General features: G+C 59.8%; 20 protein-coding genes. 8 read left to right on the forward strand and 12 right to left on the reverse strand.

The features are described 5' to 3' along the window. Position 1 precedes the first annotated feature (1 nt). The 8 genes from P0D52_RS01185 to moaA all read right to left on the reverse strand — a co-directional run bounded on the left by P0D52_RS01185 (position 2) and on the right by moaA (position 5,973). Complete coding sequence (locus tag P0D52_RS01185) at positions 2-1,198, reverse strand: NAD(P)/FAD-dependent oxidoreductase (RefSeq protein ID WP_394693620.1); 1,197 nt, start codon at positions 1,196-1,198, stop codon at positions 2-4. Positions 1,199-1,289: 91 nt separating this feature from the next. After that, a complete protein-coding gene (locus tag P0D52_RS01190; protein WP_394693621.1) occupies positions 1,290-2,048 on the reverse strand; it encodes a sulfite exporter TauE/SafE family protein in 759 nt (252 codons plus the stop codon). After that, positions 2,045-3,235 (reverse strand): gephyrin-like molybdotransferase Glp, encoded by a 1,191-nt coding sequence (gene glp / locus P0D52_RS01195; RefSeq protein ID WP_394693622.1) that lies wholly within the window; start codon positions 3,233-3,235, stop codon positions 2,045-2,047. The genes P0D52_RS01190 and glp overlap by 4 nt, the downstream gene beginning before the upstream one ends. Beyond that, complete coding sequence (gene moaC, locus P0D52_RS01200) at positions 3,232-3,723, reverse strand: cyclic pyranopterin monophosphate synthase MoaC (RefSeq protein ID WP_394693623.1); 492 nt, start codon at positions 3,721-3,723, stop codon at positions 3,232-3,234. The genes glp and moaC overlap by 4 nt, the downstream gene beginning before the upstream one ends. 4 nt (positions 3,724-3,727) lie before the next feature. Next, positions 3,728-4,240, reverse strand: coding sequence for a molybdenum cofactor synthesis domain-containing protein (locus P0D52_RS01205; RefSeq protein WP_394693624.1), 513 nt, complete (start codon positions 4,238-4,240; stop codon positions 3,728-3,730). Beyond that, complete coding sequence (locus tag P0D52_RS01210; protein ID WP_394693625.1) at positions 4,224-4,697, reverse strand: molybdenum cofactor biosynthesis protein MoaE; 474 nt, start codon at positions 4,695-4,697, stop codon at positions 4,224-4,226. Before P0D52_RS01210 ends, P0D52_RS01205 begins: the two co-directional genes overlap by 17 nt. After that, entirely contained in the window at positions 4,694-4,951 is a 258-nt protein-coding gene (locus P0D52_RS01215; protein ID WP_394693626.1) for a MoaD/ThiS family protein, read from the reverse strand. The genes P0D52_RS01210 and P0D52_RS01215 overlap by 4 nt, the downstream gene beginning before the upstream one ends. A gap of 2 nt (positions 4,952-4,953) precedes the next feature. Then, positions 4,954-5,973: a GTP 3',8-cyclase MoaA gene (gene moaA, locus P0D52_RS01220; RefSeq protein ID WP_394693627.1), complete on the reverse strand. Its 1,020-nt coding sequence runs from the start codon at positions 5,971-5,973 to the stop codon at positions 4,954-4,956. A 116-nt stretch (positions 5,974-6,089) separates the two neighbouring features. On the opposite strand from moaA, the gene P0D52_RS01225 reads away from it, so the two are divergent. From P0D52_RS01225 to P0D52_RS01235, 3 genes are all read left to right on the forward strand, one after another. Continuing rightward, a complete protein-coding gene (locus tag P0D52_RS01225; RefSeq protein ID WP_394693628.1) occupies positions 6,090-6,869 on the forward strand; it encodes an RluA family pseudouridine synthase in 780 nt (259 codons plus the stop codon). Positions 6,870-6,926: 57 nt separating this feature from the next. Continuing rightward, positions 6,927-7,523, forward strand: a complete 597-nt coding sequence (locus tag P0D52_RS01230; RefSeq protein ID WP_394693629.1) for a thymidine kinase — start codon at positions 6,927-6,929, stop codon at positions 7,521-7,523. Positions 7,524-7,593: 70 nt separating this feature from the next. Then, entirely contained in the window at positions 7,594-8,712 is a 1,119-nt protein-coding gene (locus P0D52_RS01235; protein WP_394694808.1) for a class I SAM-dependent RNA methyltransferase, read from the forward strand. 9 nt (positions 8,713-8,721) lie between these two features. Here P0D52_RS01235 and P0D52_RS01240 read toward each other — a convergent pair whose 3' ends face one another. After that, complete coding sequence (locus P0D52_RS01240; protein WP_394693630.1) at positions 8,722-9,492, reverse strand: LytR/AlgR family response regulator transcription factor; 771 nt, start codon at positions 9,490-9,492, stop codon at positions 8,722-8,724. Positions 9,493-9,762: 270 nt separating this feature from the next. Between P0D52_RS01240 and P0D52_RS01245 the strand changes: the two genes are divergently transcribed. Continuing rightward, positions 9,763-12,645 carry a TonB-dependent receptor plug domain-containing protein gene (locus P0D52_RS01245; RefSeq protein WP_394693631.1) on the forward strand — a complete coding sequence of 961 codons (2,883 nt, stop codon included), beginning with the start codon at positions 9,763-9,765 and terminating at the stop codon, positions 12,643-12,645. A 138-nt stretch (positions 12,646-12,783) separates the two neighbouring features. Here P0D52_RS01245 and P0D52_RS01250 read toward each other — a convergent pair whose 3' ends face one another. Next, positions 12,784-14,340, reverse strand: a complete 1,557-nt coding sequence (locus tag P0D52_RS01250; protein WP_394693632.1) for a class I adenylate-forming enzyme family protein — start codon at positions 14,338-14,340, stop codon at positions 12,784-12,786. A 93-nt stretch (positions 14,341-14,433) separates the two neighbouring features. Further along, complete coding sequence (locus P0D52_RS01255) at positions 14,434-15,132, reverse strand: TetR/AcrR family transcriptional regulator (RefSeq protein WP_394693633.1); 699 nt, start codon at positions 15,130-15,132, stop codon at positions 14,434-14,436. Positions 15,133-15,344: 212 nt separating this feature from the next. Between P0D52_RS01255 and P0D52_RS01260 the strand changes: the two genes are divergently transcribed. From P0D52_RS01260 to P0D52_RS01275, 4 genes are read left to right on the forward strand one after another with little or no spacing between them, the layout of a single operon-like run. Then, positions 15,345-17,666 (forward strand): TonB-dependent receptor, encoded by a 2,322-nt coding sequence (locus P0D52_RS01260; RefSeq protein WP_394693634.1) that lies wholly within the window; start codon positions 15,345-15,347, stop codon positions 17,664-17,666. Positions 17,667-17,718: 52 nt separating this feature from the next. Next, the gene (locus P0D52_RS01265) at positions 17,719-18,663 is read left to right on the forward strand and encodes an alpha/beta fold hydrolase (RefSeq protein WP_394693635.1); all 945 of its coding nucleotides are present in this window, start codon (positions 17,719-17,721) and stop codon (positions 18,661-18,663) included. After that, positions 18,660-20,033, forward strand: a complete 1,374-nt coding sequence (locus P0D52_RS01270) for a spinster family MFS transporter (RefSeq protein WP_394693636.1) — start codon at positions 18,660-18,662, stop codon at positions 20,031-20,033. Before P0D52_RS01265 ends, P0D52_RS01270 begins: the two co-directional genes overlap by 4 nt. Positions 20,034-20,060: 27 nt before the next feature. Further along, complete coding sequence (locus tag P0D52_RS01275; protein WP_394693637.1) at positions 20,061-20,897, forward strand: alpha/beta fold hydrolase; 837 nt, start codon at positions 20,061-20,063, stop codon at positions 20,895-20,897. On the opposite strand, the gene P0D52_RS01280 is transcribed toward P0D52_RS01275, so the two are convergent. Next, positions 20,894-22,201 (reverse strand): amidohydrolase family protein, encoded by a 1,308-nt coding sequence (locus P0D52_RS01280; protein ID WP_394693638.1) that lies wholly within the window; start codon positions 22,199-22,201, stop codon positions 20,894-20,896. The two genes, P0D52_RS01275 and P0D52_RS01280, sit on opposite strands and share 4 nt — an antisense overlap. Positions 22,202-22,288: the final 87 nt, after the last annotated feature.

A 22,288-nucleotide genomic window follows, 5' to 3' on the forward strand; every position in this document is an offset into this window, starting at 1 on the left:
GTCAGGCTTGCGCGGCGGCAAATGCGCTGGCCCAGGCCCATTGGAAGTTATAGCCGCCCAGCCAACCGGTCACGTCGACACATTCGCCGATGAAATAGAGTCCCGGGACAAGGCGGCTCTCCATCGTGCTGGAGAACAGACCGGCCGTATCCACACCCCCGGCCGTGACCTCGGCGGTGCGCCAGCCTTCGGTGCCGGCGGGCTTGATCTTCCAGTTCGAGAGGCCATCCACCACGCTGTCGATGGCCGCATGGGACATATCGGCCATTCGCGGTATCCCGGGAATGTCGCCGCGCATGGCCAGCAAGTTGACCAGCCGGTTGGGCAGAAGCATTTCCAGTGAGCTGGCGAAACTCTTTTTCGGGTGTTGCGTCTTGAACGCTTTCAGTTGCGCGCCGGCGTCCAGCCCGGCCAGAAGATCAATCCGGATCGGCTCGCCTTCTGCCCAATAGGACGATATCTGCAGAATGGCCGGGCCCGACAGGCCGCGATGGGTAAACAGCATCGCCTCTTCAAAGGCGGCGCGTTCCGAGCACGCCACGACCGGGCAGGCGAGACCCGTTATGGAGGCAAAGTCGCTTTTGTCGCGTCCTTCAAATACGAAAGGCACCAGAGCCGGCCGCGGGTCCATAATCGTGTGACCGAACTGGCGCGCGACATCATAGGCAAAGCCGGTCGCGCCCATTTTGGGGATGGACAGCCCGCCACTGGCGATCACCAGACGCCTTGCGCCGACAACACCCCCCGATGTTTCAACCCGGAAACCGTCTGCGGTTCTGGAAACATCGCCGACGGTTGTGCCCAGCCGCAATTCGCCGCCCGCCTCTCTCATCTCGCCGACCAGCATGTCGATAATGGCCGCCGACCGGCCATCGCAAAAGAGCTGCCCGAGGGTCTTTTCGTGCCATGTGATGTCGTGGCGGGTCAGCCGGTCAATGAAATCCTGCGGGGTAAAACGCGCCAGCGCGGACTTCGCAAAATGCGGATTGTCAGAAATGAAGTTTTCGGGGCGGGTGTGAATATTGGTGAAATTGCACCGGCCACCGCCGGATATCCGCACTTTCTCGGCCGGCTTGGCGGCGTGATCGATAACCAGAACCCGAAGGCCGCATTCGCCGGCGCGCGCGGCATAAAACAGTCCGGCCGCTCCGGCGCCAATGACCAGTGCATCGAAGGATTGGGTTGGAATACCATTCATCGCCCTGCTTTTGGGTTTCGCGCGCGATGCGTCAAGCGCCGGGCGCGGTCGAACGGCGGGTTCATGACGGGCCGGGCCAATACGGGCGGCCCTAGAAACCGGATGCCCGCCATAAAAGCCGTACTGCCACAAAGAGCACCAGCAAGGCCGTGAGGCGGATGAGCCAAACCTCCGATGTGCGGGTGCGGCCCAGCCAGACGCCGATCTGGCCCCCGATCAATACCGCTGGAAGAAGCGGCCAATAGTCGATGATCGCGCCGATATCACCCGATCCGGACAGGCGCTGGAATTGCCCGGCCAGTCCGGCGAGGGAATTGACCAGGATGAAAACCGAGGCTGCCGCCGCGATCTCGCGCGCCTTGCCCCAGCGGAGAAAATGCAGGATCGGCGCGAGAAATATCCCGCCGCCAATACCAACGAGGCCAGCGAGAAATCCGATGCCGCCACCGAGTGCGGGACCGGACCAGGGCGGCAGGCTTTTCCGGGGGCCTGCCGGAGCTGGCTGCCGGATCATCAGTGCCGCGGCCGAAGCCAGAAGGGCCAGTCCCAGAATGGTGATGAAGAGGCGTTCGGGAATTTCCATCAGCCCGCCCAGCCACGCCATGGGAATGGACAGGGCCACCAGTGGTACAAGCTGCTTCCAGCGCACCAGTCCGGCAGATGAATATTGCAGGACCGATCCGGTCACGACGGTGATGTTGCAGGCAAGGGAGATAGCGGGGAGGATGCGGTAATCCGTATCGGCCAGAACCAGAAGGGCCGTGTAGGTGGATCCGCCGCCAAAGCCGACCATGGCATAGGCCAGAGCCGTCGCCAGAAACAGACCGGCCAGCCCGAGCAGCGCCGTCATTCTGACTCCAGAGGCAGAAATTCAACCGTCTCGCCGCTCTCTGCCGCTACCGCGTGGGCGGGCTGGCGGATCAGGGCATTGGCGGCGGCCAATGCCGACAGGACGGAGGAATCCTGATTGGCAAGCGGCCGGATCTGGCCGGTCGGGCCGTCATATTGAGCGCGGATCATGTTTTCGCGCGGGCCGTTGGCGGGAAGAGCGCTTTTCAATCTCGCCGTTTGAAAGACTGTAGGGATTTCAATGCCGAGCATTCGGTGAAGGGTGGGCTTCAGGCAAAGCTGCGCCATGACCAGCGCCGAGACCGGATTGCCCGGCAGTCCGATGACAGGCGTTTTTGCAAGCTGACCGAACCAGGTTGGTTTTCCCGGCTTGATCGCGATTTTCTCAAAGAACAGCGTGCCGCCAAGCTCGCCGAAGACCCGGCGAAGATGATCATGGTCGCCGACAGAAGCGCCGCCGATCGTTACAAGAAGGTCCAGCGCGCCGGTTTGAGAGAGCTTGCCGCGAACCTGGGCGGGATCGTCCCGCGCAATCCCCAGATAGCGCGGTTGTCCGCCACATGCCTCTATCAAGGCGCTTAATCCCGGAGCGATCGAATTGATGATCTGATCCGGCGCAGCATCCTCGCCTGCCTCTACCAATTCATCGCCCGTCGACAGAATGCCGACAACGGGCTGGCGGGAGACCAGAAGCGTTGAATGTCCCGCGCTGGTCGCGAGCGATATCGCCGCTGGCGTCAGGCGCTGGCCTGCTTCCAGCAATGTATCGCCGGTCATGAAGTCGATCCCGGCGCGGCGGATATTGGCACCCGGGCGAGGGGGCTCGGCGGTTGTCATGCGGCCATCTGCTGTCTGGCAGTTTTCCTGAATGACGACCTGGTCCGCTCCGGCGGGCAGAGGCGCGCCGGTTGAAATCCGAATGGCTTCCCCGGCACCTAGCGGGCGATGACTGGCATGGCCTGCGGCGGATTCACCGGCGAGGGTGAGTGTGACCTCCACGCCTGTCAGATCCCCGGACCGGACCGCATAGCCATCCATGGCGGAGGCATCAAAGGGGGGCTGGGTCCGCCGGGCCACCAGAGGCGCTGCGAGCCAGCGTCTGTGGCCGTCGCCCAGCGGAATCGTTTCCGCGCCGAGTGGCTGAATTCGATCCCGGATGCAGGCGAGGGCGTCGTCCAGCGTGATCATGTATCCGGCAAAGCTCGCTTGTAATCGCCGGAACGTCCCCCGCTTTTCTCAAGCAGCTGGATGGCGCTGACCGTCATGGATTTATCGAGCGCCTTTGTCATGTCGTAGAGCGTCAGGGCGGCTATGGACGCCGCCGTCAGGGCTTCCATTTCAACCCCGGTTTTCCCATCGCATATGACTTCGGCGCGAATATCATAGCCATTGCCATCGTTGTCGGGCTCGATGCTCACCTTCACCGATGTCAGCGGCAAGGGGTGGCAGAGCGGGATCAGATCGGCGGTCCGCTTGGCCGCCATGATGCCCGCCAGTTCTGCGGTATGAAGGGCATTGCCCTTGGGCCCCTGACCGTCGCGAATGGCGTTGAAGGCGTCTGCGGACATGGCGATATGGGCCCCGGCCAGAGCGCGGCGTGAGGTGACGGATTTCCCGCCAACGCCGACCATGCGAATGCGGCCTTCTTTGTCCTGATGCGTCAGGGATTTACTCATCCGGTTACTCCGTCAGCCGGGGGATCAGTTCAACCAGATTACACGGGCGATGGGTGCGGTCGAATTCATCGCGCAGAACATGGTTCCAGGCATCCTTGCATCCGCCCGAGGATCCCGGAATGGCAAACAGATAGGTGCCGCCGGAAATACCTGCGACAGCTCGCGACTGGATGGTGGAAACACCGACCGATCTGAAACTGACCTGATGAAAAACAGCCGCAAACCCGTCCATTTCCTTGTCGAAAAGGGGCCGGAGGGCCTCCGGCGTGACATCGCGGCCGGTCAGGCCGGTGCCGCCCGTGGCGATGATCGCGTGAATATCCGGATGCGCGATCCAGCGTTTCATCGTGGTCTGAATGGCCGTGATATCGTCGGGGATAATGGCGTGATCGATCACCGCATGACCTTCCGCGGTTATCTGTTCACGTAGCCAAGGTCCGGTCTTGTCGGTGGCGGCATCGCGCGTGTCCGAAACGGTCATCACCGCAAAGCCGACGGTTTCAGGAATGCCTGTCATTCGTCTCTCCCAGCCATTGTGCGGCCTTGTCATGATCGTCCGGCGTGGGCTCGATCCATTGATAGGTGTCGCCGCGCCATTCGCGTTTCCAGAAGGGGGCGCCGGTTTTCAGAACGTCGATCACAAAACTGACGGCCTCCAGTGCAGCGCGGCGATGCGCGGCGGCGGCGATGATGTGCACAATCGGCTCGCCGACCTGCATGCGGCCATGGCGGTGCGCAATCAACAGCCCGGTCAGCTCAAAGCGCCTTGTCGCATCCTCCGCGATTTGAGTCAGCGCCGCTTGTGTCAGTACGGGATGTGCCAGCAATTCGAGCCCGGAGAGACCGTTTTCGCCACGCACATAACCGGTAAAGCTTGCGGTTGCGCCAGTTTGGCGCGCGATGGGCAGGCGCGTATTCAGTCCCGCCAGATCGAGCGGGTCCGGGGTCAGGAGGGCGTCGAATCGGGACATCATCCGCCGGAAAAGGGTGAGAGAACAGCGATGCGATCCCCGTCCTTCAGCGTAAGCGTCTCACCCTTCCCGCATATCTGATCATTGATCGCAATGCGCAAATGAGGATCATGAAGGGCGTCGCCGGCCGTCAGTTTGCTCGCCAAGAAATTCACCAGCGCCTCGAGCGTTGGCGGTACGGTGTCGACTTCGAGAGTGCCGGGAGGCGTGCCCACCCGGTCGCGGACCGGACCATAGAATTCGAGCAAGATTTTCATATTCACCCTCCGGTCCGGGCCATATTGCGGGCGACAGCCGTTTTCGCGCCGGGCGTAACATCGAATTCATGCTGCAGGGGCTTGGTGGCCATCGCGAGGTCCAGCAAGCGGTCAACCTCGCCCGGACCGCCCTCGCGAAGGGCGCGCCGCAAATCGACCGATCCATTCTGGCCCAGACACATGAAGAGTTCACCCGTACACGTCATTCGGACCCGGTTGCACCCGGCGCAGAAATTCCCGGTCAGCGGCGAGATGAATCCCAGACGCCCGCCGGTTTCCTTGACCTGTACATAGCGGGACGGGCCGCCGGTATCGTCGGCCAGATCGGTCAAAGTCCAGAAGGCCTCGAATTGCCGCCGCATATCGAGAAGTGACACAAACTGGGTGGAGCGGTCCGCGCCGACGTCGCCGACCGGCATGACCTCGATCAGGGAGACATCATGGCCCTCACCATGGGCCCAGCGGATGAGATCGGGCAGGTGGGTGTCATTGCGGTTTTTCATCGCGACGGCATTGATTTTGACGTGAAGGCCGGCGGCCTTGGCAGCGGCAATCCCGGCCAGTGTCTGTTCGACCTTGCCCCCGCGTGTGAGCAGGCTGAAGACCTCTGGATCGAGCGTGTCCAGCGAGACATTCAGACGTTTGATGCCCGCTTCGGCCAGCCGCATCGCGTATCTCGGCAATTGCGTCGCATTGGTGGTCAGGCACAACTCTTTCAGGCCGGCGCAACCGATGCGGGCACCGAGATTGTCGATGAGGGTCAGAATATCCTTGCGGACGAGCGGTTCGCCGCCCGTGAGGCGGATTTTGGTGACGCCGCGCGCAATGAAGGCGTCACACAGGACGGTCAATTCCTCCAGCGACAGCAAGTCGGCCTTGGGCAGGAATTCCGGGCGCGCCTTCATGCAATACACGCAACGCAAATCGCAGCGGTCGGTGACGGACAGGCGCAGATAGGTGATCTGCCGTCCGAACTGGTCGATCAGTTTCGGCTTTTCACCAATGTGACTTGTGCGATCCAAAACAACTCCGTCGGGTCAGCTCATGGCCTGCCATATATCCAGTCTGCGTTGGGTATCCAGTCACGACAAGGTGTCTGGCGCGCACAATGCCGCGATCCGGCCTGAAGCAGCCCGCAATGTTGGCAGTTGAAGGGGCCAGCCAGAGCCTGCCTCGCGAGGATGACAGGCTTGCGGCACTCGGTTTTGATGGTGACCACATTCTTCCCGTTTCAGGAGCTTTGATTATATCCCCGGTTCCGCCGCGCCCGTTTGTCTATTCACCGCCAGAAGAGGGCCCCTTGCCGGTCCTGTTTTCGGACGATCATATTCTGGTGCTCGACAAGCCCAGCGGTTTGTTGACCGTGCCGGGCAACCGGCCCGAACGGGCGGATTGCCTGGAAAAGCGGGCACGGGTCACGTTTCCGACCGCCCGCATCATCCACCGGCTGGATATGGATACATCGGGCGTGATCGTCCTGGGTTTGACGTTGGAGGCGCAGGCCCGCGTCAGCCGCCAGTTCGAGCGTCGCGAAACCCGCAAATCCTACATTGCGCTGGTCTGGGGCCAGGTTTCCGGCACGGAAGGGCGGGTTGATCAGCCCTTGATGACGGATTGGCCGAACCGGCCCAAACAGCATATCGACCCGGTCCATGGCCGTCAGGCAATTACGGACTGGACCGTGCTGGAGGCCGGAGCCAGGTCGACGCGGATGCGTCTGACGCCGCTGACCGGACGGAGCCATCAATTACGCGTGCATATGGCGTATCTCGGCCACCCCATTCTCGGTGATAATCTCTATGCGCCGGAAGCGGCTCTGGCGGCGAGCGACCGGCTCTGTTTGCACGCGCACTCGCTGGAATTCGCGCATCCCGTCACGCACGAACAGATGTGTTTTGAAAGCCCGGTGCCATTTTAGGCTATGGGAGCTTTGTCCGGCGGTAGACGAAATCCGGAATCAAGCTATCCAGCGATCATGTCGAAGCTCTATTTTACCTATAGCGCCATGAATGCCGGGAAATCGGCGATATTGCTCCAAGCCGCGCACAATTACGGCGAATGCGGCATGTCCGTCATGCTGTGGACGTCTGGCCATCATGCCAGCGATCCGGACGCTGAAATGGGCGAGATTGAATCCCGTATCGGCCTGCGCGCCCCCGCCCATATTTTCCGCGACGAGACCAATATGTTCGATGCCATTGCGCGCCGGAAAGTGGCCGGACCCTTGAATGCGGTCTTTGTCGACGAGGCGCAATTTCTGTCGAAAGATCATGTCTGGCAATTGGCGCGGGTCGGAGATAATCTGGGCATTCCGGTTTTGTGCTACGGGTTGCGAACCGATTTTCAGGGCGAATTGTTTGAGGGTGCCGCCGAACTTCTGGCCATTGCCGATGATCTGCGCGAAGCGCGCACCATCTGTCATTGCGGGCGCAAGGCGACCATGAATTTGCGGCAGGATTCCACCGGCGGTGCCGTGTCTGAAGGCGATCAGGTCGGGGTGGCGAAATCGGACTATGTCTCGCTCTGCCGGGTCCATTGGCGCGAGCGGCTCGACCAATCCCGGAAGGTTTGATTTTCAAGACTGAACATTGACCTGCCCGTCGGGAATCGATCCGGCCGAACTTCCCGTCTATAGCGGTGCGATGACAATGGATGAGCGCTTTGAAATTTTCCTGACGGTCCCGCCCGGGCTCGAGCCGGTTCTGGCGGATGAGTTGCGCGAGAAAGGCTTTCCGGATTCGACCATCACGATGGGCGGTGTCACCTTTGAGGGCGGATGGCCGGATGTCTGGCGCGCCAATCTGGAAGTCCGGGGCGCGAGCCGTGTTCTGGCCCGCATTGCGCAATTTCGTGTGGTCCATCTGGCGCAACTGGACAAACGCGCCCGCGCCATCGACTGGGGCCGCTTTTTACGGTCCGACGTGTCGGTAAGGGTCGAGGCCTCTGCGCGCAAATCGAAGCTCTATCATGCAGGCGCGATTGCCCAACGAGTTGAGACCGCGATTACCGAGGGTTTTGGCGCACTGCTTTCCAAGGAATCCGAGCTCCGGATCCTGGCGCGAATTGACGACAATGTCTGTACGATCAGCATCGACACTTCGGGCGATTTACTACATCGCCGGGGCTTCAAGGAAGCCGTGGCCAAAGCGCCGATCCGGGAAACTCTGGCGGCGCTCTTCCTGCGTCAGTGCGGCTATACAGGTCGCGAGCCGGTTTATGATCCGATGTGCGGGTCGGGCACATTCGTGATCGAGGCGGCGGAGATCGCCGCCGGCCTTCAGCCGGGCCGCGAGCGCGCCTTTGCCTTTGAACATCTTGCCGGTTTTGATGCGGCGCAATGGCGGGAAATGAAACAGGGCGCTCGGGATTTGGCTTCGAGTATTCGCTTTTCCGGCTCGGACCGTGATGCGGGCGCGATAAGCGCGAGCGCGGCCAATGCGGCGCGTGCGGGCGTCGCCGGGTGGACGGCATTCCAGCAAAAAAGCGTCGCTGATATTAAGCCGCCGGAGGGGCCGCCGGGCCTTGTGATCGTCAATCCGCCCTATGGCGCGCGGATCGGTAATCTGAAGGCGCTATACAGCGTCTATCATGATCTGGGTCAGAGCCTGCGATCACGGTTTTCAGGTTGGCGCGTCGCGCTGATTACCAGCGAGGACAAGCTGGCGCGGGCCACGCGCCTGCCCTTTGCCAAGCCGTCACGCCCGGTGGATCATGGCGGCATCAAGGTCCGGCTGTATCAGGCCAGAATTCCTGAACATTGACGGCCTGTGTCAGCCGGACCGGGCGGCCTGGCGTCGTGTCTGACCGCGAAATCGGCGTCGGACCCGTGGCCAATAGGTTTTTCCAACCGGAAAAGCTTCTCCGTCATCAAGCAAAACCTGGTGGCTGTGCCGGGTAACATTCTTCACTTCCTGAATGCGATGGGCCGGAATGATGTGGGATCGATGGATGCGGATGAAATCCTGCGCGCCCAGCTCATCTTCAAGCGTCGATAATGTGGCGCGCACCAGAAGTGAGGCATTCGGCAGCTCGATGACGGCATAGTCCTTGTCTGCCGAAATCGAACGGATCTCGTTGAGTGGAATTTTGCGATCAGCATAGCCCTGGCGTACCCAGATATCCCCGGGCAATTCCGCGGCGCGGGGCGCGGGGTTGCGGTAATTCTGCGCGGGATTGGTCAGGTAGGACAGGAAGCGGGTGATTGTTGCTTCGATCTGAGCACGTTCTTGAGAAATCAGAATAAATTCACGCGATGCGAGTTCAAACAGGACCTGGGCGGACGCGCATTTTTCCAGTGCCAGCATGTAGGGAATGCCTCGCGTATCCACCTGTTTCGCGAGTGCGATGGTTTCGAAGTCAGCATCAGCTGCGAATATGACAACGCCATCTATGCGGCTGGTCTCGACCATCGTCGCAACGAGCTGGCCGGTAAGATGGAGTGGCGCTGTCGTTACATCGCAGGCGCGTCCCAGAAACGACCTGAACATTTCCCGGTTATCGGCATCTGATGATAAAACCAGACTCAATCGAGGCGTCGACATGGCTTGAACCCATTCAGACGCCGCACCCCCGCACCGAAATTGCCGAATTCGATGAGCCGGGGAAACTCAAAATTCCGCCATTAAAATCACAATCCCGTAATCTCGAGCGCTATTTGAGCTAGGAAACCGCCATTCAACTCATAATTCGCTGCGTTTGTCGCTTCATTGGCGGAGTCGGTCGCTGGCGTCTGTCGACTGCCTTTCTGTCTCATTAGGAATCGTCGCTCGAACGCCTTTTTGGGCGTCGGAGGGGAAATAATGGAGACTAAAATGAAAACGACAGAAAGACGCACTTGCGCCTCAATCAAGGGGCTTGCGCTCTCATCGTGCGCCGCTATTGCGATGACGGCCTTTATGGGGGGCAGTGTTGCCTTTGCTCAGGATGGTGCTGCGGATGACCGCATCATCGTGACCGGTTCACGGATCGGCCGCAGCGAGCTGACCTCGGTCAGCCCGATCACAGTTGTTGGTGCCGACGACCTGAATGTTCAGGCTGTTCGTACGCTGGAAGACTTTGCTGACCAGATCACATTTGCGCCGGGCGGTGAAACGAACTCGCGCGTGAACAACGGTTCGGGCGGTCAGGCCACCATATCGCTTCGCGGCCTCGGCCCGAACCGGACGCTGGTCCTGGTCAATGGCCGCCGCGTGACGCCGGCCAATACGGGCGGTACCGCTGACCTCAACATGATCCCGGTTTCCTTGATCGGCCGTGTTGAAGTTCTGCGCGATGGCGCATCGACCGTTTACGGTTCGGACGCGATCGCCGGCGTGGTCAACATCATCACACGTGACGATGTCGAAGGCTTTGAAGCATTCGGTCAGTATGACGTGACGTCCGAAGGCGATGGTCAGATCTACCGTTACGGTCTGACTTTCGGTCGTTCCTTCGACGGTGGCCGGTTTACCGCCAACCTCGAATATTTCGATCGTGGCACCATCCTTCAGGGGGATCGTCCGTTCTCCGCCTGCCCTTGGGCCGAACAGGGCGGTCAGCTGATCTGCTCGGGTTCAACCACGGCCTATCCCGGGCGTATCATTCCCAGCGGTAACTCGCCCAATACAACGGCCTTGAATACGCTCGGGTCTGGTCTTGTTTTAGATCCTGCGACCAACACATTACGCCCATTCACACCCGCCGATGGCTATAACTTTGCTGCGCGCTCCTACATGGTCACGCCGCAGGAAGTATTCTCGGGCTTCTTCGACGCCGAATATGACGTGCTGAACTCTGACCGCTTCGGTCAGGCGACCGCTTACGGTGAATTCATGTTTGCCGCCCGTGCGTCCGAACAGCAACTGGCGCCTGTGGGGACTTTCTGGTCGCCGCTGGTTCCGGCCTTCCACCCGAACAACCCGACCGGTGAGGCTGTCTTTGTGGCCCGTCGTCTGGCCGAGCTGGATTCCGGTCGTTTCTTCACCCAGGACGCGTCGTCCTGGCGGTCGATCTTCGGCCTTGAAGGCATGCTGCCAGCCGGCATATTCTGGGATACGTCGCTGTCCTATGGCCGTTATGTTGACGCCCGCGTCATCGACGGTCAGGTGAACCCTGTTCGCGCGGCACAAGTGCTCTGTAATGACCCTGCGTCTCTGGCAGCCGGTGCGTGTCAGACACCTGCCAATCTGATCTGGGACCCGTTCCGCGTGAACACGCTGACGGATGCCATTGCCAATTTCATGCTGGTGCGCCACTCGCCTGTGCAACGGGCTACACGCTTGTCCTACCAGGCCAACCTTTCGGGTGATCTGGGTGGCCTGCAGTTGCCAGGTGGTGAAATCGGCTGGGCAGTCGGTTATGAGCGCCGCCGCGATACTGCGGAGTTCATTCCCGATGGTGCGGCACAGATCGGTCAGATCTACTTCGTGTCCGGTAATGCCACGCAAGGTGAGCAGACCTCGTCCGAATTCTACGGCGAAGTTCGCTTGCCGATCCTGTCGGGTGTTGAATTCGCCGAATTGCTGGCGGTTGAGCTTTCGGCCCGTGCGTCCAGCTATGACGTGACCGGTACGAATGTGAACAACAGCTTCGATGCCAACACCTACGCCATCAAGGCTGAGTGGGCTCCGAATGATCAGGTCCGGGTTCGCGGTTCATTCTCGACCGGTTTCCGGGCGCCGTCGATCGGCGAATTGTTTGCGCCGCAGGCTCAGTCGGCGACGACCTATACCGACCCTTGCCTGCAGTGGGATACGACCACTACCGGAAACCGGAATGTGAATTGTGCGGCGGACGGACTGCCTTTGGGCTTCAACCTCGCTGGTACGTCCCAGGCTGCTGCTGTCACCGGTGGTAACCCGAATCTGACACCGGAAGAGTCAGAAGGTTATACTTTCGGTGTTGTATTCACGCCGTCCGGTACGCCGATCCTCGAGGACTTCACCTTCTCGGCTGACTATTTCTCGTTCGAAATCACGAATGCGATCGGTACGGCTGATGTGAATACTATTGCCAATCAGTGCTATGACTCTCCGAACTTCTCCGATCCGTTGTGCGCCTTGATCGTGGGGCCGGGATATACGGGAGTGGGTGGTCGGCCGCTGGCCAGCCCGTTCCCGGGCGCGGGTGGAGCGCGTCGTTCAGCAACAGGTGTTCTGGCCGGTGTTCTGACAACAAACGCCAATTTGTCGACCTATGAGACATCGGGTGTTGATATCGGTATTGATTATGCTGGCCCGACCTTCGACATCTTCGAATCGACGGCTCAGTTTGTGGCCGGTCTCGATATTACCTATCTGGAAAGCTTCGCCTATCAGGTGCTGCCAGGTGGTCCGGTTCAGGACTATTCGGGCTTCTTTGCTCAGGATCCGTTTACGGGCAACCCTGCGGCTTTCCCGGAAATCACGGCCCTGCTTCGCTTGGGCGTGGTTTCGGATAGCTGGCAGTTCAACTATGTCGGCCGGTATCTTGATGAAGTCAGCGACTTCTCCGGAATCGCAAGCAATCTGTCCAATGACGCTGAGCGTGTGATGTATCACGACGTTCAGGCCGCTTATGACTTCGTGGACTCCGGTGTTGGTCTGACCTTCGGTGTGCGCAATCTCGCAAATGAGACGCCGCCCTATGTCACCAACAATCACGACATGAACACGCTCAACCAGACCTATGACACGGCCGGCCGTTACTTCTACGGCCGGGTTACGATCCGCCGCTAAGCAGGTCGCTACAGGGTAGTACGCAACACTCAGGTGTCGATATCCGGAACTTTTCTGAGTTCTCCGTTCCGGATGTCGGCTCCGCCCTCCGAGTACAGTGTTGGCGTATGCTGGGCGGGCCTTCGGGTCCGCCCTTTTTTATCGGGCGTTTGAGAATTTGTTTCGCAATTCGCGCTTGAGGACCTTGCCGTTTGCGTTTCGCGGGAGCTCGTCAATGAAGTGAGCACCTCGAATGCGTTGCTGTTTGCCCAGACGCGTATTGGCCCAGTCGATCAGAGCTGTGGGATCGGGCTTGGTATCAGAGCTCGCAACGATGATGGCGACCGGCGTTTCGCCCCAGGTTTCATCGGGCATGCCGATAACAGCGACATCCTCGACGTCGTCATGGGCGATCAGAACCTGTTCAATGTCTTTCGGATAGATATTCTGACCGCCGGAGACGATCATGTCCTTCTTGCGATCGACGATATAGAGGAAGCCGTCGGCATCCAGCTTGCCGATATCGCCCGTTCTGAGCCAGGCATCGCCATGCGCGTCTATCCAGGTGATGTCTGCCGTCGCTTCCGGGCGATCGTGATAGCCCGGCATGGCAATGCGTCCGCGACCGACAATTTCGCCCGCCACGCCGGGCGCGCAGTCTTCGTCGTTTTCATCGAGAATTCTGATATCGGTTCCGGGCAAGGGTTTGCCGACAGATGCCAGACGACCGGGCGCATCCTCCGGATCGAGCGTCGTGATCAGGCCTTCGGTCAGACCATAGAGCTCGATTATGCCGGGGCAGATTTCCAGCCAGGCCGACTTGGTGTGGGCGAGAAGGGGTGATCCGCAGGACATGACGTATTGCAGGGTGGCCAGTTTATCGGGGCTGAAAGCCGGGTCGTCCAGAATGCGCTGATACTGGATGGGCACCATCGCTGTGTGCGTGATGCGATGGCGGGAGACCTGATCGAGCACATCGCCTGCGGAAAAGATGCCGCGAATGAAGAGCGTGCCGCCGCACAGCCAGGTACACAGCATCATGACCCAGCTGATATTCGAATAGAGGCCGAGCGTAACCAGTGTGCGTGCGCCGGAATGATAGCGCAGCGCCAGTGCCAGATCATAGGCCCAGTCGAGCCGCGTTCCATGGGTATGGAGAATGCCCTTGGGCTGTCCGGTCGTTCCGGAGGAATAGATGATATTGAGCGGATGCTCGCGCGTTGCCCGAACAGCTGGCGGCGAGGCGTCTGCATGTGCGCGAAAGCCCCCGAGATCTTGCCAGCCGTCTGCCGCCCCGCCCTGAATGATCCGGATGGCGGGCAAGGACGTGGCGTTAGAGGCTTCAGCTGCTTCGAGCGCATTGCAGAATTGCGCGGATGCAATGATCGCTTTGGCACCGGAATCTGTGATCATGGCCAGCATGGCGTCCGGCAGGATGCTGGTATTCAGAGGGGCGGTCACCAGCCCGGCTTTCATCGCCGCAGCGATAACCAGCGCCATATCAATGCTATTTGACATGACCAACGCGACTGCGTCACCTGACTTCAGGCCGGTTTTTAACAGGCCGTTCGCCAGCGCATTCGTCTGCTTGTCAAAATCAGCCCAGCTCAGCGTCTCATCGCCTGCCACCAGAGCCGGAGCGTTGCCGCGCCACTTTGCGTTCAGCTGCAATATTTCCGGAAAAAGCGGAGGCGGAGAGGTCAGGCCGCGCTGCATTTGCACCCTCGGGTCAGTCTCGGAAGACCGCAAGCTGAGCCGAGGATAACGCTTTCGTCAACCAAAATTCGACAAGCGTTGAAATTGGGCCGGTCAGTTCTCAGTTGCCTTGGGTTCGCACAAGCGCCGGAAACCCGCCGCAATAAAGGGCGGCATCCGCAGCTGGACCGCGTCAAGATCGCTGGAATGGACCTTGCCGTCCGACAGGTTGTCGATCCGGCCGGTCTCGGCATAGGTGAGCACGAGTGCGCCCGAGAAGAAGTGATAGCTCCAGTAGAGGTCTTCCTCGCGCGCATCCGGAAGCGCGCGTTGCAAAGCCGCGATAAAGCGGCGGACCAGCGGATCGAAATACTCCGTCATCAGCTTCCCGCCCCAGTCCGGCGAGTTGTTGATCTGGGCAATCAGGGCGAAATAGCTCTTCCATCCGGGGCCGCCGCGTTCAGACCGGTCGAGCAGGGGGTGAGAGAAAGCGTCGATGATGTCTTCGAGGCTGGCGACACCGTTTTCGGCAGCGGATTCGATCTCTTCCAGCTTTTCGAGGCGCACCTTGTTCAGCTCTTCGGCGCGTCGCAGCAATACGGCGTCGAACAGATTGCGCTTGGTTCCGAAATGGTAGTTTGCGAGTGCGGTGTCGACGCCGGCCTCCTTGGTGATCTGACGTATCGTCACCCCGTGATACCCTCGCCTTGCGAAGAGTTTTTCAGCCGAATCAAGGATTTTCTTCCGGGTTTTCTCGCCGCGTGTCACCCCGATTGTCTCCCCGTACGGTTGTTGATGGCAAAATCCATACACAGTTTGAGGTCAACCGCAAACCGGTGGCCAGTGTTGCAAAGATGACCAAGATTGGAAACTAATTTCAACGTTCATTTAATTTCATTTGACATTTCAACTAGCGTTGAATTTGTTGTGCACCATCACAAAGGAACCGACCTTTAAAAAAGAGGCGCGTTGGATTGCCGGACACTCCGGCAGCGGCGGGTCCGCAAGGTCAAAGGGAGAGCATTATGATTTTACGTAACCGTTCCGCACGGCTGGCCGCCCTGTTGGCCAGCGCGTCCATGCTGCCGGTCCTGGCCGCCCCTATGGCGGTGGCACAGGATGATTCCGCTGATGCACCGATGACGCAGGACGTCATCACGGTGACAGCGCGCCGCCGCGAAGAAACCATCATGGATGTTCCGTTGTCCGTGACGGCCATATCCGGTGAACAGCTGGAACGTCAGGGCTCTCCCGACATCACTTATGTCGGCCAGACCACGCCGAACGTGACGCTGGAAGTGTCCCGCGGCACCAACACCACGCTGTCGGCGTTTATTCGCGGCGTTGGCCAGCAGGATCCGGTCTCCGGTTTTGAATCCGGCGTGGGCCTCTATCTGGACGATGTCTATCTCAATCGTCCGCAGGCGGCTGTGCTGGATATCTACGACGTTGAACGCATCGAGGTTTTGCGCGGACCACAGGGAACGCTCTACGGCCGCAACACGATTGGTGGCGCTGTAAAATACGTGACCCGTCGTCTGGACACCGAAAACCCGACGCTGAATGCGCGTTTGAATGTTGGCAGCTATGAGCAGGTCGATGCCATCGTCTCCGGCTCGGTGCCGCTCAGCGACACCTTCCGTGTGGGCGGCGCTGTCGCCAGCCTCAATCGCGGCGGGTACGGCACCAACCTCACGACCGGCGAAGACAATTACAACAAGCAGGTTCTGGCCTTCCGGGCTTCGGCTGAATTCGAGCCGAATGACCAGTGGTTCTTCCGCCTTTCGGCCGACACGTTGACCGATGATTCCGCGCCGCGCCAGGGTCACCGCCTGATTCCGGGGGCTCTCTCCGGTGCTCCGGTTCTGAACAATGTCTATGATACGCGCGCCGGGCTGAATGTCGTCAGCCAGAACGTTGAAGCGTCGGGCGGCTCGCTTCTGGCAGAATATCGACATGATGATCGCTGGACCTTCCGGAACATCCTGTCCTATCGCGAAGACGACTCGATCACTCCCATCGATTTCGACAGCTTGCCCAGCGGTGACCTCGACGTTCCGGCCATCTATACCAACGAGCAGTTCTCCGAAGAATTCCAGGTGCTCTATGAAGGGGACCGGATCAGCGGTGTGGCCGGGTTCTACTACCTTGATGCCAATTCCAGCACGGTGTTTGACGTGCTGCTCGCCAATACGGGTGCACTGATCAATCTGCCGGGCCTCAACGCCCAGACCTTCGGTGATGTCTCGACCGAAACCTGGTCCATTTTCGCCGATGTCAGCTTTGACCTGAATGACTGGGTGAGCGCGTCTATCGGCGGCCGCTATACCAATGACCAGCGTAACTCTACCGTTCTGCGCCGGACCTATATCGGCGGTTTCTCGCAGTATTTCGGCGGCACGCCGACGCTGATCGCGACGACGTCGAACTTCACCGGGTCAAATGAGTGGACCGACTTCAGCCCACGTGCCTCGCTGAACTTCACGGTTAATGATCAGAACAGCGTCTATTTCGCTTACAGCCAGGGCTTCAAGGGCGGCTCTTTTGACCCGCGCGGACAAACAACGGCGGCCCCTGACTTTGACAATAGCGGTGCGGTCACGGCCGATGAAGTCTTCCGCTTCATGAGCTTTGATCCGGAAGAGGTCGATTCCTACGAAGTCGGCTGGCGCTTCGACAATGGCCGGTATCGTCATGCCATTGCGGCCTTCTTCATGGACTACCAGGATGTCCAGATCCCGGGCTCGGTTGGCGTCGATACCAATGGTGACGGCATCAATGATACCTTCACCGGCGTGACCACCAATGCGGCGGCGGCGACCATCCAGGGTATTGAGTATGAAGGTTCGGCCCTCATTTCCGATGACATGTCTGGTCGTGGCGACACGCTGGCCCTGAACTGGGCGGTCGGTTTGCTGGATGGCGAATATGACAGTTTCATCAACGCTTTTGGTGTCGATATCTCCAATCAGGTCCAGATCCAGAATACGCCGGATATGACGGCATCTGCGACGCTGGCCTATACAACGCCGGTACGTCAGGGCGAGTTGACCATTCTCAATACGCTCTCCTATCGCGGTGACTCCAGCCAGTTCGAAATCCCGTTTGCGGCAATCGATCAGGAAGCCTTCACGCTCTGGAATGCCAGCGTCGTCTGGGATTCAGATGATGGCCGCTGGCAGTTCGGCGTTCATGGCCGGAACCTGTCCGATGAACGCTACAAAGTGGCGGGATATGACTTCGTCAACAATGCCACCAACGCGCCCGAGCTCGGGCTGGAAGGCACGCTGACCGCTTTCTATGGCGATCCTCGCACGGTAACCGGCACAATCGCCTTCCGTTACTGATGCAGCACCTCGCGGCTCTGGTCTCCGGACCAGAGCCGTGTAGGGTATTGTGATGCGCACGATTCTCATCATTGCCGGCTTGGTGCTGGCCCTTCTCGTCCTCGCTATTGGAGCGGGGGTTCTCTGGTATCAAGATCAGGCGAGCGGTGAACCGGCATCGGCGCTCGAAGCCCGGTATATGGCCGACAATGATCGGTTCATTGATGTTGCGGGCGCCCGGATGCGCGTACGCGAAGAGGGGCCCTCGGGCGGTGATGTCATCATCCTGATTCACGGCTTCAGTTTCTCGCTGGAAAGCTGGGATGGCTGGGCCGAACGCCTGTCCGAGGACTATCGCGTCATTCGCTATGACCTTCTGGGTCACGGGCTGACGGGGCCGGACCCGCAGCAACGCTATGCCCCACAAGCCCGGGCCGAGTTTCTGGCCGAGTTGATGGATGCGCTCGATGTCGAGCGGGCTTCGCTGGCCGGGAATTCGCTGGGCGGGACGATCGCCTGGCGGTTTGCCGCCGCCTATCCGGATCGAATCGACAAGCTCATCCTTGTGGATGCGGGAGTCTTCCAGTTCAACGAAGTCGGTGATGAGCCTGTCGAGCCGCCTGCGGCCATTCAGGCCTTCCTGCAACTGGCCCCGGAGGCGGGTGTGCGCCAGAGCCTCGCCTTTACCTATGCCGACCCGGCCTCGGTCAGCGATGAGCGGGTGCAAACCATTATCGACATGATGCGCCGCGAAGGAAATGGCGAGGCATTCATCGAACATATCCGTCAGTTCACCATGCCCGATCCCAGCGGACTGCTGTCGCAGATCACCGCGCCGACGCTCGTTATGTGGGGTGGCCGTGATTTTCTGATACCCGCCAGTCATGGCCCGCGTGTTGCCGAGGCCATCGCCAATTCACAGCTCATTGTTTATGACGATCTCGCCCATGCGCCGCATGAAGACGATCCCGAGCGCACCGTTGCGGATGTGCTGAATTTTCTGGAGACTTCCGAATGAGTGAATCAACGGCTCCGGCCACATCCGCTGCCAGCGAGACCACGGCGAGCTATCGCGCCTGGGTGCTGGTTATGCTGTTTGTCGTCTATGCGTTCAATTTTCTGGACCGGCAGATCATCTCCATTCTGGCCATCCCGATCCAGGACGAGCTGGGCCTGTCGGACCGGCAACTCGGTCTGCTCGGCGGTATCGCCTTTGCTGCCCTTTATTCCACGCTGGGGGTTCCAATCGCCTGGCTGGCGGATCGCAAGAGCCGGACCTCGATCATCACGGTTTCGCTGGTGGTCTGGAGCGGGTTCACGGCGGTCTGCGGCATGGCGCAGAATTTCTGGCAACTGTTCCTGGCCCGTGTCGGGGTTGGCGTGGGCGAAGCGGGCGGCGTGGCGCCGTCCTATTCGCTGATTGCTGACTATTTTCCGCCTGATAAACGGGCTCGCGCGCTGGCGCTCTATTCGCTGGGCATACCCATTGGCTCGGCCTTCGGAGTGATTGCCGGGGCGCAGATCGCCGGCGGCAATCTGGGTGAAAGCCTCGACTGGCGCGCCGCCTTCATCATCGTCGGGATCGCCGGCATCGCGATCGCGCCGGTCTTCAAGCTCACCCTGCGTGAACCCAAGCGCGGCGGTCTCGACGTGAAACCGCAGACGCAGGCGGCAAAGCTCCAGCCCGAACCCGGGGAAGCGACGAGCGCCGCAGCGCCGGCCGAGGCGGCTGACGAGAAAAAACCCGGCTTTTTCAGTGTGTTTGCGGTTCTGGCAAAGAAGCCAAGCTTCTGGTTCCTCGTATTCGGCGCGTCCTGTTCATCCATGATGGGCTATGGCGTGTTTTTCTGGGTCCCCAGCTTCTTCGCGCGCAGCTTCGAGCTGGATATCATCACGACTGGCTGGCTGTTCGGCGGCGTCCTGTTCGTGGGTGGTTCGCTCGGAATTATCCTGGGCGGCGTGCTTGGCGATCTCATGGGCAAGGGGTCGAAGAAGATGTACGCCATCGTTCCCGCGATCGCGTTCCTGCTTACCTTCCCGATGTATATCGCCGGCACGATGGCCACGACGCCGCTGATTGCGGCGTTGTTGTTCGTCATTCCCACCGGTCTGGGCCTGGCCTGGCTTGGCCCGACGCTCTCGGCCTTCCAGCATCTGGCGCCGGCGAATATGCGCGCCATGGCGTCCGCCGTCTTCCTCCTGATCAACAACCTCCTGGGGATCGGGGTCGGAGTGTACGTGCTGGGCGAATTGTCGACCTTGCTTACGCCGACATTTGGCGCCGACGCGCTGCGCTATTCGATCATGATCGGCGCGTCGCTCTATCTTGTTGCGGGCTTTCTGTTCCTATTGGCCTCACGGACCTTGGCCAATGATTGGGAGAAATAGCCGATGGCGGGTGGATACACGGATCACATGTTTGAAACATCAGACGGTCTGAAGCTGCACTATCGGGTTTATCCGGCAACGGCAGAAGAGACCGGCCCGCCCGTGCTCTGCCTGCACGGGCTGACCCGGAATCTGAAAGATTTCGAGGATTTTGCGCCAAAGATTGCAGGTCTGGGCCGGAAGGTGATCACGGCGACGCAGCGTGGCCGCGGCGGCTCGGATCATGATCCGGAGCATGCGCGCTATAACCCCGGCGTTTATACACAGGACATGCTGGCCCTTCTCGATCATCTCGGGATCGACAGGGCGGTCTTTATCGGCACCTCCATGGGCGGGCTGATGACCATGGTCGCAGCCACGATGGCACCGCAGCGCATCGCAAAGGCGGTTCTGAATGATATCGGACCCGAACTGGATCCCGTCGGCATTGCGCGCATCCGGTCCTATGCCGGAAAGACGGATGGCCGCTTTGACAGCTGGCAAGCGGCAGCAGATGCGATACGCGCCATTAATGGCGTCGCTTTCCCCAAGGAAACCGAAAACGCTTTCTGGCTGGATTTTGCGCACAAGACGTGCCGCGAAGACGAGGGCATGATTGTGCTGGACTATGATCCGGCGATTGCCAAATCCGTCGCCGAGGGCGGGGATACCGATGTCGATCTATGGCCGCTGTTTGATGCCATGAAAGATATTCCCACGCTGGTGGTGCGGGGAGAGATTACCAATCTCCTGATGATGTCGACCGTCGAGGAAATGCAACGCCGCAAGCCGGACCTGGAATTTGTGAATGTGCCGGATGTCGGCCACGCACCCTTTCTGACGGAAGAGGCGGCCTGGTCCGCAATCCGGCACTTTCTGGACTAGGTATCGCCCAGCACAACACCTTGCTTGATCCGCATCTGGAGGCTTTGCAGCCCGTCCAGGCTTACGCCGGGGTTTGAAGCGAAGACGAGGATATCGGCTTCGCAACTGGCCTGAAGACAGCCGATCGCCCGATCCGGGAAGATCTGCCGTCCTGTCGCGATCCAGGCCTCATAGGCCTCTTGAGGCGACATCATATTCTGTTCGACGAGGAAACGAACTTCCTCGAACGACATGATATTCCAGCGATCCGTGCCGATCAGAACCGGTACGCCGCCCTCCAGAAGTGCGCGAATATTCTGCCTCTGCATATCGTAGACGGTATCGGCCGTTTCCGGACGCACGAATTCCGGCCGCACATTTGCGGTGGCAATGACGGTCAGTCCGCGCTCGGCCGCCTCAGCGATGATTTCGGGCGAGAGTTCGACATCCTCAATGCGTTCACCTTCTGCGAGATAGGGGCCGGGCAGATGCGCCATGGCATCGACGCCCGCCCTGACCGCAACTTCGAAGTCAAAAGCGCTGCCGACATGCGCCATAACCCGCAGCCCGCGCGCATGAGCGGCCTCGACGATGGGGGCCACCAGATCCGGATTGAGGCCCGTGCCGATTTCGGTCAACCGATCCACCAGCGCATCGCCTTCCAACTCGCCGGATTGGATCTGATTCACGAGCATTTCCCAGTTCGCGTCATCGGCCAGCCAGGCATTGTTGGCGGCAAAGCGCTCCGAATTTTCGAGAAAGACTTTCACAAAATCGGCGCCGTCAGCCTCCAGCCGGTCCAGGGCCGGGCCGATATCGTCTACTGATTCCACTGTATGAAAGGCGTCTTCAACCAGAGCGCTGCGGTCTGCGCCGCCATAGAGCAGGCTGGACAGAAACAATGTGTAGGACAGATCGGGATGACCGCGGAAGGATGTCAGTCCGCCCATGGCAAAGCTGACATCAATCGTGTCGGGTTGGTCCGGTTGAGCGCCGAGCTGCGCCACCGTGCTGGCTCGCGCATTCATGTTCTGGACGTAGTAAACACCCTCCTCGAGATGGCGCTGATTGACTGATGGAAAAAGCCAGGCCGTCTCGACATTATGCGAATGCCCTTCACCAAAGGCGGGACTTAGAAACTGACCCGCTGCGTCAATCACGGTGGTGCATTCGGCCTCCGGAAGGTCGACGATCATCGCACCGGAAACCTCAAGGTTGGCGGCTTCAAAAGCCTCGCCATTCCAGACCTGCCCGTTTTCAATCCGTAGATCACAGACCGCTCCCGGTTGGAGGCCCGCAAGAGCCAACGCCAGAATTGTGAACATGCGTTATTCTCCGATCATAAACATTCAATACTGAAGGATATAAATGTGCCGAATGCCGTGTCCAATTAAATCGCGGTCAGCGTGCTG

The sequence above is a fragment of the Hyphobacterium sp. genome (assembly GCF_043584775.1).
Taxonomy (GTDB): Bacteria; Pseudomonadota; Alphaproteobacteria; order Caulobacterales; family Maricaulaceae; genus Hyphobacterium.